We start from the raw sequence: 12,622 nt of genomic DNA on the forward strand, positions 1-12,622 counted from the left end.
GTGCCCCGCCCGCTCTGCCTGCTCCGCCTGCCCTGCGCGCCCCGCCCGCTCTGCCTGCTCCGCGTGTCCTGCGTGCCCCGCCTGCCCTGCGCGCTCCGCGTGTCCTGTGCCATCCGCCTGCCCCGCGTGCTCGCCGAACAACACCCCCGCCCGCCGCCGCAGTTCCTCCGCAGAGGCATGGCGCTGCCGGGCCCGCCCGCGCGCGACAGGCGGGCGTCGGTGATGGCGGACGCGCCCGTCGGATGCCGGATGACGGCCCGGCCCACTGGTCGCGGTCGCTGTGCGTGAACGTGATCGAAGTGCCATGCGACGAGGATCGGCCACTCGGGCCCACCCGCGATGATCTTGGTCAATTCCCGGGGAAAATCCCCCGGTTGTGGACAACTCTGTCACTCACACGGGCGGCCGGAGTCCCACAGCAACGTTCACCGGGGCGAAACCACGACCCCCAGCAGCCCGGGTCCCGTATGCGCTCCGATCACCGCCCCGACCTCGCTGACATGCAGATCGGCCAGCCCGGACACCCGCGTCCGCAGCCGGTCGGCGAGGGCCGACGCCCGGTCCGGGGCGGCGAGATGATGGACGGCGACATCCACCTGGGCGCTGCCCGCACGGTCGGCCGCGATCTCCTCGAGGCGGGCGATCGCCTTGGACGCGGTCCGCACCTTCTCCAGTGGCTCGATACGCCCGTCGGACAGTTGCAGCAGCGGCTTCACCGCGAGCGCCGAGCCCAGCAGGGCCTGCGCGGCGCCGATCCGCCCGCCGCGCCGCAGGTAATCGAGGGTGTCGACGTAGAAGTAGGCGGAGGTGCCCGCGGCCCTCTTCTCGGCGGCCGCGACGGCCTCGTCGACCGTCCCGCCCGACTCCGCGGTCTCCGCCGCGGCGAGCGCGCAGAACCCGAGCGCCATCGCGATCATGCCCGTGTCCACCACCCGCACCGGCACCGGCGCCTGCCGCGCGGCCACGACGGCCGCGTCGTACGTCCCGGAGAGCTCGGCGGAGAGATGGAGGGAGACGATGCCGGTGGCGCCGGACTCGGCGACCCTGCGGTAGGTCTCCTCGAAGACCGCGGGACCGGGCCGCGAGGTCGTCACGGGGCGCCGCTTCTGCAAAGCCTGGGCGAGGGCGCGGGTCGAGATCTCGGTGCCCTCCTCCAGCGCCCGGTCACCGAGGACCACGGTCAGGGGTACCGCGGTGATGCCGTGACGCTCCATCGTCCGGGTCGGCAGGTAGGCCGTTGAATCGGTGACGATCGCGACATGGCGGGACATGAGCTGGAGGTTACCTGCCGTAGCGCCCGTGCGGCAGCCCGGCCCCCGCGCCCTGCGGGGCCACTGGCCGGATCAAGTGGTGCTCTCGGGACGGCGCTTCTTCTGCCAGGGGTAGGTCGGGCGCGCTGCGGGCGGCGTGATGGCGGGCCGCGCCGGCTCCTGCTCGGGGCTCGACTGCGCGGTGTCCTGCCAGGTCTGCCCGGCCGAGGTGGCATCCGCGGCGGGCGCCTCGGGCCAGGGCGGCGGCGCGGCGGACTGTGACGCGGAGCCCGGCCGCGAAGAGGACGCGTGCTGCCCGGAGGACGCGGGCTGCGGCGAGGAGGCGGGCTGCGGCTCCGGCGCCGTCCAGTGCCGCAGGGCCCCGGACTCCAGGTCGATCTGGGCGCTGAGCGAGTCCAGGTCGTCGTCCGCGAAGCGGCGGGCGCGGTCGCGGGCCGCCCAGCGCAGCGAGTCCGCCGAGTGCGTGATGCGTTCGGTGCGCTCGCGCAGTCCGGGCAGGCGCTCGGTGAGCGCGGCACGGTCCGGCTCTGACTCCAGGCGCTTGAGCTCGTCGTCCAGCTCGCGCCCGTGCGCACTGAGCCGCTCGAAGAGGCCGAGGGACTCCTTCAGGGACTCGTCCTCGGCGACGGCCGCCCGCAGCGCCTCTTGCGTGGCCCGCATAGAGGTGCGCAGCTTCAGCCGGAGCTGAGCGAGTTCGCCCGCGGCGCCGGGCTGGGCGAAGGACTTGGCGCGCAGTGTGTGGTCCTCGACCGTGCGGCGGGCCTGGGTGATACCGCGGTCCACACCGCGCTTGGCGGCGCCGACCGCCTTCACGGTGGCGTACGCCCCGAGCCCGACAAAGAGCACGAAGAGCAGGGCGAAGACTGCGATCACTTCCACAAGGGCTCCTCCTCAGGACGTCGCGGCGCCTCGCGTCGCTCTTCAACGGTAAACGCAACGGGCAGGTCCGGAGTTCCAGAAAAACCCCGAACCTGCCCGTAGGGGACCACCCCGAGAGCGGTCCTGCCTTTTGCGCGGAAACGAGAGCGGTCCTGCCTTTTGAGCGGAACCGAGAACGGTCCGAGCCCAGGCGGACCACCCCGGGAGCGGCCGTACTCCCGGCGGCTACGCCGGAACGATGTTCACCAGCTTCGGCGCGCGCACGATCACCTTCCGGATCCCGGCACCGCCCAGCGCGGCGACGACCTTCTCGTCGGCCAGCGCGACCTTCTCCAGCTCGTCGCCGGAGATCGACGGCGAGACCTCCAGCCGCGCCTTGACCTTGCCCTTGACCTGCACGACACAGGTCACGGTCTCGTCGACGACGTACGCCGGGTCGGCCACCGGGAAGTCCTGGTGCACCACCGAGTCCGTGTGCCCCAGCCGGCGCCACAGCTCCTCGGCGATGTGCGGGGCCAGCGGCGCGGCCATCAGCACCAGGGCCTCGGCGACCGGTCGGGTCACTGCCCCGCCCACCTTGGTCAGGTGGTTGTTCAGCTCGGTGACCTTGGCGATGGCGGTGTTGAACCGCATGCCGTCCAGGTCGCCGCGGACGCCGTCGATCGCCTTGTGCAGGGCGCGCAGCGTCTCTTCGTCGGTCTCGGCGTCGACGACGGTCAGCTCGCCGGTCGCCTCGTCGACGATGTTGCGCCACAGCCGCTGCAGCAGCCGGAACTGCCCCACCACCGCGCGCGTGTCCCACGGCCGGGAGACGTCCAGCGGGCCCATCGCCATCTCGTACAGGCGCAGCGTGTCGGCTCCGTACTCGGCGCAGATCTCGTCCGGAGTGACCGCGTTCTTCAGGGACTTGCCCATCTTGCCCAGCAGCCGGGAGACCTTCTCGCCCTGGTGGTAGTAGGCGCCGTCGCGCTCCTCCACCTCGGCGGCCGGCACCGCGATGCCACGGCTGTCACGGTAGACGTAGGCCTGGATCATGCCCTGGTTGAACAGCTTGTGGAACGGCTCCGCGGAGGAGACGTGGCCCAGGTCGTACAGGACCTTGGACCAGAAGCGCGCGTACAGCAGGTGCAGCACGGCGTGCTCGGCGCCGCCGACGTACAGGTCGACACCGCCGTGCGGCTGTCCCTCGCGCGGGCCCATCCAGTACTGCTCGATCTCCGGGTCGACCAGCTTCTCGGAGTTGTGCGGGTCCAGGTAGCGCAGCTCGTACCAGCAGGAACCGGCCCAGTTGGGCATGGTGTTGGTCTCGCGCCGGTACGCGCGCGGGCCGCGGCCGTCGCCCAGGTCCAGGGTGACGTTCACCCAGTCCTCGTTGCGCGACAGCGGGGTCTCGGGCTGGGTGTCGGCGTCGTCCGCGTCGAAGGTGCGCGGCGAGTAGTCCTCGACCTCGGGCAGCTCCAGGGGCAGCATCGACTCGGGCAGCGCGTGCGCGATGCCGTCCTCGTCGTAGACGATCGGGAAGGGCTCGCCCCAGTATCGCTGGCGGCTGAACAGCCAGTCGCGCAGCCGGAAGTTGACGGTGCCCTCGCCGACGCCGGACCGCTCCAGCCACTCGGTGATGCGGGCCTTGGCCTCGGCGACGTCCAGGCCGTCCAGGCTCACCTCGTCGTTCGAGGAGTTGATGATCTTCGCGTCGTGCGACGAGAAGGCGTTCTCCCAGGTCGAGGTGTCCGTGCCGCGGCCGTCGGTCGGCTCGACGATGCAGTGGATCGGCAGCTCGAAGGCGCGCGCGAACTCGAAGTCGCGCTGGTCGCCGGCCGGAACGGCCATGATCGCGCCGGTGCCGTAGCCCATCAGGACGTAGTCGGCGATGAAGACCGGGACCTGCTCGCCGTTGACCGGGTTGGTGGCGTACGCGCCGATGAAGATGCCGGTCTTGTCCTTGGCCTCGGCCTGGCGCTCCACGTCGGACTTCGAGGCGGCCTGGGCGCGGTAGGCGGCGACGGCCTCACCGGGGGTCGCGTGGCCGCCGGTCCACACCTCGTGGGTGCCCTCCGGCCAGGCGGCCGGGGTGAACTTCTCGACCAGCGGGTGCTCGGGCGCCAGCACCATGTAGGTGGCGCCGAACAGGGTGTCGGGGCGGGTGGTGAAGACCGTGATGCGCTCGCCGTCGACGGGGAAGTCGACGCGGGCGCCCTCCGAGCGGCCGATCCAGTTGCGCTGCTGCAGCTTGATGGCCTCGGGCCAGTCCAGCTCGGTCAGGTCGTCCAGCAGGCGGTCGGCGTAGGCCGTGATGCGCATGTTCCACTGGCGCAGCTTGGCCTTGAAGACGGGGAAGTTGCCGCGCTCGGAGCGGCCCTCGGCGGTGACCTCCTCGTTGGCCAGCACGGTGCCCAGCCCGGGGCACCAGTTGACCGGCGCGTCGGAGGCGTAGGCCAGCCGGAACTCGCCCAGGACGTCGGCCTTCTCGGCGGCGCTCAGCTCGCTCCACGCGCGCGTGTGGCCCGGTACGGGACGCTCACCGGACTCGAACTCGGCGACCAGCTCGGCGATCGGGCGGGCCCGGCGGGCGTCGTGGTCGTACCAGGAGTTGAAGATCTGCAGGAAGATCCACTGGGTCCACTTGTAGTAGTCCGGGTCGATCGTGGCGAACGACCGGCGCTTGTCGTGGCCCAGGCCCAGCCGGCGCAGCTGGGACTTCATGTTCTCCATGTTGGCTTCGGTGGACACGCGCGGGTGCGTGCCGGTCTGCACCGCGTACTGCTCGGCGGGCAGGCCGAAGGCGTCGAAGCCCAGGGTGTGCAGGACGTTGTGGCCGGTCATCCGCTGGAAGCGCGCGAAGACGTCCGTGGCGATGTAGCCCAGAGGGTGGCCGACGTGCAGGCCCGCACCGGAGGGGTACGGGAACATGTCCATGATGAACTTCTTGGGGCGGGCGGCGAGCTCCGGGTCACCGGCCAGGTCGCCCTTGGGGTTGGGCGCGGCGTAGGTGCCGTCGGCGTCCCAGAAGTCCTGCCAGCGTGCCTCGATCTCGGCAGCCATGGCGGCCGTGTAGCGGTGCGGCGCCGCCACCTCGGAGGTGACGGCGGGGTTCGTCTCGCTCATGATCCTCAAAGCTCCATCGATCGTCTCTGCCTGCGGCTGTCTGGTTCGAGAAACGAAAAATCCCCTCACACAGGAGGGGACGCCGCGCCGATGCCGGCCACTCGACTCGTCCGGTGGCCGGGACTGATCAGCGCGGCCCGCTAAGCAGAAGGCGTACGGCACGCATGGCGCTAGGGTACCGCAGGCCCTCAGCGCGTCGCGACGCACTTCCGAGGCCCCTCTCGGCGCCCGAAAACCTGAACCAAGGTCAATAGTTACTTCGCGTAACAACCACTAAGGGACATCGCAGCAAGCACATTGTCCTTTGATAACAACGCAATAACTCAAACCTCGTACTGATCGGTATGACTCCGCTTAGAGTTCGGCAGCGGGACCGCTGCTTTACCGAACCGCTCGGAGTTGCCCCCATGAACCCTCATCGCAGTAACACCTCCCTACACCCGGCCACCGGGACGTGGGGAGGCCTGTCGTGAACCCCTACGACTCCACGGCAGACGACTCGTTCGCCGAGTTCCTCAACTTCGGTGCGGGCGTGCTGTCCCTCGTGTGTCTGACGTGCTCGGTGATCTGGGGCCTGATCGCCCAGGACCGGGTCCTCCTCGACGCGCGCCGCCGCATCCTGGCGCAGGCCGTGCACCGGACCACGGCCGTCGCCTCGATCGTCTTCCTGCTGGTGCACATCGGCGTGAAGCTGGCGCTTTCCCACACCTCGTGGATCGCCGCGGTGATCCCCTTCGGGCTGGCGTTCACCGACGAGGAACTGGTCGGGGGCAGGTCGTTCCTGATCGGGCTGGGCACCCTGGCGGGCATGCTCATGATCTTCGTAGGCATCACCGGCGTGCTGCGCAACCGCTTCGCGTCCCCCGCGCCCGTCGCGGCACGCTGGCGGGCCATGCACATGCTGGCCTACCCGGCCTGGTGCGCCGCCCTGGTCCACGGACTCTACGCGGGTCGCTCCGCCAAGCCGATCTTCGTCATCCTGTACTGCCTGTCCCTGGCCGGCGTGGCCGGAGCGCTCGCCCTGCGCGCGGCTCCGCGCCAGGTCAAGCGCCGGTTCGCCGACAAGATCGCCTCGATGATCGGGCCCGGCGACGGCCTGGGCCGCAGGGACCTGGAGGAGAGCCGGGCCCGGGCGGCAGGCGGGTTCGCGCGCGGCGACCAGGAGGGCCGGGGAGCGTCCGCGCGCGCCGCGGCGTCCCCGACGGGACCGCTGTACGAGAAGGCGGAACGCGGCGCGGCCAAGGAACCGGCGAACGGCTTCGCCGCCGCCTACCGGGCCGTCTCGGGCCCTCCCCAGGGCGGTCAGGCCTTCGCGCCCGGGCCGACCACCAGCATGCAGTTGCCGCTGGACATGCAGCCCACCGAGACCATCCCGACCGTGGACGGCCCTTCCAGCACCTCGGGCAACTGGCCGATCCCGTCCCCGCCGCCGGTCGGCGAGGCCCCGCCGTCCGCCTACGACCCGCTCCAGGACACGGGCTTCAACATCCCGCCGTACGACCCCCTCCAGGACACCGGGCAAAACATCCCGGCCTATGGCAATCCAGGCGCCGCCGGTTACGGATCGAGTGACGTGTACGACACGGGTGAGTCGAACGCCGCCTTCGGCACGTACTACCCGAACGACACGTACAACAGCGGTCCCGCCACTGACACAAATCCCGGTGCGTCCTACGACTTCGACGCACCGGGATCGGGCGAACCTTGGAACACGCCTTCCGGAGGCTTTAAGTGAACGAGGCCCTGCCCGACGTACCCGAAGTCCGCGTGGTCGGCCTTCCCCAGCTCACGTCGGGCTTCGACCTTGTCGATCGGCTCGATCTGCCCATGCACCTCAAGGTGCACGGGCCGCTCGAGCCGATGGGCGGCGAGCAGCTCGCGCAACTCGCCGAACGCATCAACCTGAAGGGCCGCGGCGGCGCGGGCTTCCCCTTCCACAAGAAGCTGCGCTCGGTCGCCGAAGCGGCGATCAAGCGCGGCGTCCGGCCGGTCGTCGTCGTGAACGGAAGCGAGGACGAGCCGGCCTGCCGCAAGGACACGGTGCTGATCAACCGTGCCCCGCATCTCATCCTGGACGGCGCCCTGCTGTGCGCCGAGGCCCTGGGTGCCCGCACGCTCGTGGTGGGGGTCACCCGTGAGTCGACGCAGCGCTCCATGGAGGCCGCGCTCTCCGAACGCGGCCTGAGCAACGGCCGCCGGTCGGCGCTGCGCGCACGCGTCCAGCGCAATCCGGTCCGCATGGTCACCGGCGCCGCCGCGTCGCTGATCCGCTCGATCGACGGCGGCCCGGCCGTCCCGCCCGGCCGCAAGGTCAGCGCCTCGCAGAACGGCGTCGGCGGCGCACCCACCCTGCTCTCCAACGCCGAGACCTTCGCCCAGCTGGCGATCGCCGCCCGCATCGGCCCGGAGCGCTACGGCAACACCGGTCTGTACGACGAGCCGGGCACCGTCATGCTCACGGTCTCCGGCGCGGTCGCCCGCCCCATGGTGATCGAGGTCCCGACGGGCGTGCCGCTGCGGTACGTCCTGCAGCTCGCCGGCGCTCCGCCGGTGCCGCAGGGCGTGCTCACCGGCGGCTACCACGGCAAGTGGATCGACGCGGCGACGGTCAACGAGGCGGTCGTCTCCCGCAACTCCCTGGACGCGGTGGGCGGCGCACTCGGCGCCGGCGCGATTCTGCCGATCACTCAGGACACCTGCCCGCTGGGCGAGTCGCTGCGGGTGGCGCAGTGGCTGGCCGAGGAGAGCGCGGGCCAGTGCGGCCCCTGCTACCTCGGCCTGCCGGCCGCCGCACGCGGCCTGGAGGACATCCTCAACGGCGGCGGACCGGCCGCCCTGGAGGCCCTCAAGCAGGTCGCCAAGAACGTGAAGCGGCGCGGAGCGTGCTCGCACCCGGACGGCTCCGCGATGTTCATCGAGTCGACCATCAAGGCCTTCACCGACGACTTGGCCGCCCACGTCCTCGGCAACGGCTGCGGACGGCCCGTGGAGGGCGTTCTGCCGCTCTTCGAGGGGGGCAGGGCCCCCACGGGCATCCCGGGCGGCGGAGAGTCAGAGGAGAACGGCCCCAGCCGCCAGAAGATCTACGTGGACTGGACGCTGTGCCGGGGCCACGGACTGTGCGCGGACATCCTCCCCGAGGTGTTCCAGCTGGGCGCCGACGGCTTCCCGACCGTGGCGCAGGCACAGGTGCCGCGGTACGCCGAGGCCAAGGCCCTACGCGCGGTGCGCCGCTGCCCGGCACTGGCGCTGCGCCTCGAGGAGGCGAGCGCGCCGGGAGCGCCGTCCCGCAACCTCCCGGTCCTCTCCCAGGGCCGCGGCCGCCGCGCTCTCGGCCGCTGAGCACAGACACGGCGGGCCCGCCGGGCCCGCCGTGAGCGCACCCGGGCGACGCACACGCAGGACCACGCACACGAAGAAGGCGGGCCATCCGATTCGGATGGCCCGCCTTCTCATCTGCTGTGGAGCTAAGGAGAATTGAACTCCTGACCTCCTGCATGCCATGCAGGCGCTCTACCAACTGAGCTATAGCCCCTTGCCAGTGCCCCTCCGGGTTTCCCCGGCGGCGACGCCAACATTACTGGCCCATCAGGCCCAACACCAAATCGGTTTCACTTTGCCCGAAATGCCCGTTATGCCGTGACGAACGAGTAGAACCGCTTGAGCGTGCAGTGCTCCTCCAGAAGCCGCCCGTAGATCGGCTCGCCCTCCAACTCGCGGTACGTCTCGATCGGGTCGCCTTTTATGATCAGCGCCCGCGCGCATTCCTCGCACCAGTACTGGTAGTCGGGATTGATCGGCTCCATGTCGCGGACGATCGGAGTCCCGCTGCCGCACCAGTCGCACTTCCGCCTGTGTGCACCCATCGATCAGCTCCAGCTGTGGCCGCAGGCCGTGCACACGTAGGAAATCCCGCCGTTGTCGCCGAGCATCTGGGCCACATGCGCGGAACCGCAGGAAGGGCAGCTGAGGCGGGTGGACATCTCCCCTGTGAACGCTGCTTCGAGGAGGTGGTCGACCTCCTCGCGGATGCTCGCAGGCATCACTACTCCTCCCGTCGGGCCGCGCCCCCTTCCGGCCGTTTGATTCTGCCACGGCCGGACCAATACGGTCAGCGACGCCTCAGTACCAGTCCGGACACGGCACCCGGCGGAGCCGTAGAGGTATACGCCTGAGCTAGCCCGAGTGACTCAAGCCGGAGCACGAAAAATCCCGCCCCCTGAGCGGGAACGGGATCTTGGCGTGGAGCTAAGGAGAATTGAACTCCTGACCTCCTGCATGCCATGCAGGCGCTCTACCAACTGAGCTATAGCCCCTTGCGCCACGCGGCTGAGCCGCATGGTCTCTCGCCCCGCTTGGCGGGGCGAACAAGAAGAACTTTAGCCTGCGACCTGCCGGAAAGTGAAATCCGGGGGTCAGTCGTCGTCGCCGAGCACCGGTTCCGGCAGGGTGCCGGCGTTGTGCTCCAGCAGACGCCAGCCGCGGGCGCCTTCGCCGAGCACGGACCAGCAGCAGTTGGAGAGTCCGCCGAGGCTTTCCCAGTGGTGGGGATCGAGACCCAGCAGGCGGCCGATGGTGGTGCGGATCGTGCCGCCGTGGCTGACCACGACGAGCGTGCCGTCGTCGGGGAGCTTCTCGGCGTACCGCAGCACCACGGGGGCGGCGCGGTCGGCGACCTCGGTCTCCAGTTCGCCACCGCCGCGGCGGACGGGCTCACCGCGCTTCCACGCGGCGTACTCCTCGCCGTGCCGGGCGAGGATCTCGTCGTGCGTCAGGCCCTGCCAGACGCCCGCGTAGGTCTCCCGCAGCCCCTCGTCGTGGATGACGTCGAGGCCGGTGAGCGTGGCGAGCTCGGCGGCCGTGGCCGCTGCGCGCCGCAGGTCGGAGGCGACCATGGCGTCCGGCTTGAGGGAAGCGAGCAGCCGGGCGGCGCGGCGGGCCTGGGCGAGACCGGTCTCGGTCAGCTCGACGTCCGTGCTGCCCTGGAAACGGCGCTCCACGTTCCACGAGGTCTGGCCGTGCCGCCACAGGATGACGCGACGGCCACGGCCCTTCCCGGCGGACGCCTCACCGAAGGTGGTCACCGCCAGTCACCGTCCAGCTCCGCCGCCTCCTCGGCAGCCCGCAGCTTGGCGTGCTCCTCGGCCTTCCCGCGGGTGGCCTTGGCCTCCTCGGGCAGCTCGACCTCGGGGCAGTCCTTCCACAGCCGCTCCAGGGCGTAGAAGACGCGCTCCTCGCTGTGCTGGACGTGGACGACGATGTCGACGTAGTCGAGCAGTACCCAGCGGGCCTCGCGGTCGCCCTCGCGGCGCACCGGCTTGGCGCCGAGTTCCTTCGAGAGGCGCTCCTCGATCTCGTCGACGATCGCCTTGACCTGGCGGTCGTTGGGTGCCGAGGCCAGCAGGAAGGCGTCCGTGATGGACAGCACGTCACTGACGTCGTAGGCGACGATGTCGTGGGCCAGCTTGTCGGCGGCCGCCTGGGCGGCGGTGTTGATCAGCTCGTGAGAGCGGTCGGTCACGGTCACTGCATGGCTTTCGGTCGGCGGACACTGGACACCAAGGGTCTCACGTACCGCCGCCGGCCCCCCACGCGATGACCGGGATCACGTGGGGAGGGCCCTTTCGCCGTCTAGCCGCGTCTAGCCGGACGACGGCCTGTAGTCCTGGCCGAGGACCACGGAGACGTCCGCGCTCCCCGAGGTCTTGCCCTTCGTGACGGACCCCGCGGACAGGCCGAGGGTCTTGGCGACCTCGGCGGCGTTCGCCTTGTCGGCGGCGTCGGTGTAGACGACCTGGGAGGTGGTCCGGGCGGTGCCGGTGCCGCCCTCCAGGAAGGTGAAGCCGCCGTTGAGGAGCACGACACGGGCCTTCTCGGTGTTGTCCTTGACTCCGGTGGCGTTCTGCACGGAGACGCTGACGGCGGCGTCCTTGTCGGGGCTCTTGGCGGTGCCGCCGAGAACGTTCTTGACGACCCGCGCGCTCGCCTGGGCGCTGAGCGTGCCGTCGTTCTGGACGGGCAGCAGGTCGGTCGTGACGTCGCCGCCCTTGGCGAGGTCGGAGAGCCCGGCGAGGAAGGTGCCGAGGTCCTTGTCGGTGAGGGACGGGTCGAGGATCTGCGCGAGGGTCTGGATGGTGGTCGTCGCGGCCCGCGGGTCGGAGGACATCTTGCGCAGGATGCCCTGCATGACCTGGCCGAAGCGCTCCAACTGGGCGTTCTGGGCCTCGCCGGGGGCGCGGTAGGTGGCGTAGGCGACCGCCATCTTGCCGCTCAGGGTCTGGTCCCGGCCCTTGTTGACCAGGGGGGCCTCGCCCTTCTTCTTGGCGGCCGGGTCGGGCACTTCGGCGTCGGTGTCGACGTCGATGTCGCCGACCAGGTCGACGAGGTTCTGCAGGTAGGGGGTGTCCAGGCGCCAGGTGCCCTCGATGTCGGTGCCGAGGACCGTGTCGAGCGCGTCGCGGGTGCCGTCGGAGCCGTCGTCCTCGACCGACTTGGCGAGCGTCGTCGTGGTGCCGTCGTCGCTGGTCAGGGCGAGGGAGTTGGGCACCAGGACGGTGGTGCCCCGCTCGGTGGTGGTGTTGTCGACGAGGAGGGCCGTGGAGGTGCCGCCGCCCTTGGTGTCGTGCAGGTGGACGACGATCACGTCGCGCTTCTGGGCGCCTGCGGCCGTCGCGGTGCCCGCCTTGGAGTCCTCGGACGACAGACCGGGCAGCTTCCCCGCGTACCAGAGGTAGCCGACGCCGCCGGCCGCGACGAGCGCGAGGACGACCACCAGGGCCACGATCCTGCCGCGGGCCCGGCGCCGGGCCTCCTCGCGGCGTTCGGTGCGGTTCTCGGTGAACTTCAGCCAGTCGATGACGTCTTCGGAGTTGGCGTCCGGTTCCTCGACGAAGGCGAACTGCTCGGTGTGGTACTCCCGTTGCGACTCGGCGGGGGCTTCCCGGTCGTGGTCGGGGCCGGCCTGCTGCGGGATGTGGGCGGTCTGCTGGGCGGTCTGTTCGGCGACCCGGGGCTGCCGGCCGGTGGTACCGGCGGCGGTGTGGCCGTAGGGGTCGTGCGGGGCGCCCTGCGCGGCACCGCCCTGGTGCGTGGCGGTGCCGTACGGGTCGTAGGAGCCGTAGTCGGGAGCGGGCTGCCCGCCGGTGCCGTAGTCGTAGGCGGGCGGGGACTGCTGCCCTTGCTGCGCGTACGGGTCGTAGCCGTAGCCCTGCTGGTGCTGCTGGGTGTACGGATCGTAGGTCTGCTGCTGGGTCTGGACCTGGCGGTAGACAGGCTGGCCGTACTCGTCGTAGCCGACGAGCTCGTACTGGTCGGCGCCGTAGCCCGCGGCCCCCGCGTCGTATCGGTCGTTCACCGGTGCCCCTCTC

Annotated in this window: 10 protein-coding genes and 2 tRNA genes; 2 read left to right on the forward strand and 10 right to left on the reverse strand. The window is 70.7% G+C overall.

The window, feature by feature from the left end; genetic code table 11:
- Window positions 1–425 precede the first annotated feature (425 nt).
- From HDC93_RS26700 to leuS, 3 genes are all read right to left on the reverse strand, one after another.
- Window positions 426–1,271 (reverse strand): DegV family protein, encoded by an 846-nt coding sequence (locus HDC93_RS26700; protein WP_185013356.1) that lies wholly within the window; start codon window positions 1,269–1,271, stop codon window positions 426–428.
- 72 nt (window positions 1,272–1,343) lie between these two features.
- Window positions 1,344–2,144 carry a hypothetical protein gene (locus HDC93_RS26705; protein ID WP_185013392.1) on the reverse strand — a complete coding sequence of 267 codons (801 nt, stop codon included), beginning with the start codon at window positions 2,142–2,144 and terminating at the stop codon, window positions 1,344–1,346.
- A gap of 231 nt (window positions 2,145–2,375) precedes the next feature.
- Complete coding sequence (leuS, locus tag HDC93_RS26710; RefSeq protein ID WP_185013357.1) at window positions 2,376–5,255, reverse strand: leucine--tRNA ligase; 2,880 nt, start codon at window positions 5,253–5,255, stop codon at window positions 2,376–2,378.
- Window positions 5,256–5,724: 469 nt separating this feature from the next.
- On the opposite strand from leuS, the gene HDC93_RS26715 reads away from it, so the two are divergent.
- Both HDC93_RS26715 and HDC93_RS26720 read left to right on the forward strand, forming a co-directional pair.
- Window positions 5,725–6,990 carry a ferric reductase-like transmembrane domain-containing protein gene (locus HDC93_RS26715; protein ID WP_185013358.1) on the forward strand — a complete coding sequence of 422 codons (1,266 nt, stop codon included), beginning with the start codon at window positions 5,725–5,727 and terminating at the stop codon, window positions 6,988–6,990.
- On the forward strand, window positions 6,987–8,597 hold the full coding sequence (locus HDC93_RS26720) for an NADH-quinone oxidoreductase subunit NuoF family protein (protein ID WP_185013359.1): 1,611 nt from the start codon (window positions 6,987–6,989) through the stop codon (window positions 8,595–8,597). The genes HDC93_RS26715 and HDC93_RS26720 overlap by 4 nt, the downstream gene beginning before the upstream one ends.
- A 120-nt stretch (window positions 8,598–8,717) precedes the next feature.
- On the opposite strand, the gene HDC93_RS26725 is transcribed toward HDC93_RS26720, so the two are convergent.
- From HDC93_RS26725 to HDC93_RS26755, 7 genes are all read right to left on the reverse strand, one after another.
- Window positions 8,718–8,790, reverse strand: a tRNA-Ala gene (locus HDC93_RS26725).
- A 97-nt stretch (window positions 8,791–8,887) separates the two neighbouring features.
- Window positions 8,888–9,121 carry a hypothetical protein gene (locus HDC93_RS26730; protein WP_006136074.1) on the reverse strand — a complete coding sequence of 78 codons (234 nt, stop codon included), beginning with the start codon at window positions 9,119–9,121 and terminating at the stop codon, window positions 8,888–8,890.
- 3 nt (window positions 9,122–9,124) lie between these two features.
- Window positions 9,125–9,298 (reverse strand): hypothetical protein, encoded by a 174-nt coding sequence (locus HDC93_RS26735; protein ID WP_185013360.1) that lies wholly within the window; start codon window positions 9,296–9,298, stop codon window positions 9,125–9,127.
- Between the two features lie 200 nt (window positions 9,299–9,498).
- Window positions 9,499–9,571: transfer RNA gene (locus tag HDC93_RS26740), tRNA-Ala, on the reverse strand.
- Between the two features lie 99 nt (window positions 9,572–9,670).
- Complete coding sequence (locus HDC93_RS26745) at window positions 9,671–10,345, reverse strand: histidine phosphatase family protein (protein ID WP_185013393.1); 675 nt, start codon at window positions 10,343–10,345, stop codon at window positions 9,671–9,673.
- Window positions 10,336–10,782: a ribosome silencing factor gene (gene rsfS / locus HDC93_RS26750; protein WP_031108827.1), complete on the reverse strand. Its 447-nt coding sequence runs from the start codon at window positions 10,780–10,782 to the stop codon at window positions 10,336–10,338. Before rsfS ends, HDC93_RS26745 begins: the two co-directional genes overlap by 10 nt.
- Window positions 10,783–10,896: 114 nt before the next feature.
- Window positions 10,897–12,609 (reverse strand): LCP family protein, encoded by a 1,713-nt coding sequence (locus HDC93_RS26755; RefSeq protein WP_185013361.1) that lies wholly within the window; start codon window positions 12,607–12,609, stop codon window positions 10,897–10,899.
- Window positions 12,610–12,622 lie beyond the last annotated feature (13 nt).

Origin of the sequence: Streptomyces sp. AK010, from assembly GCF_014207295.1 — a bacterium.
In the GTDB taxonomy this organism is placed as follows: domain Bacteria; phylum Actinomycetota; class Actinomycetes; order Streptomycetales; family Streptomycetaceae; genus Streptomyces; species Streptomyces massasporeus.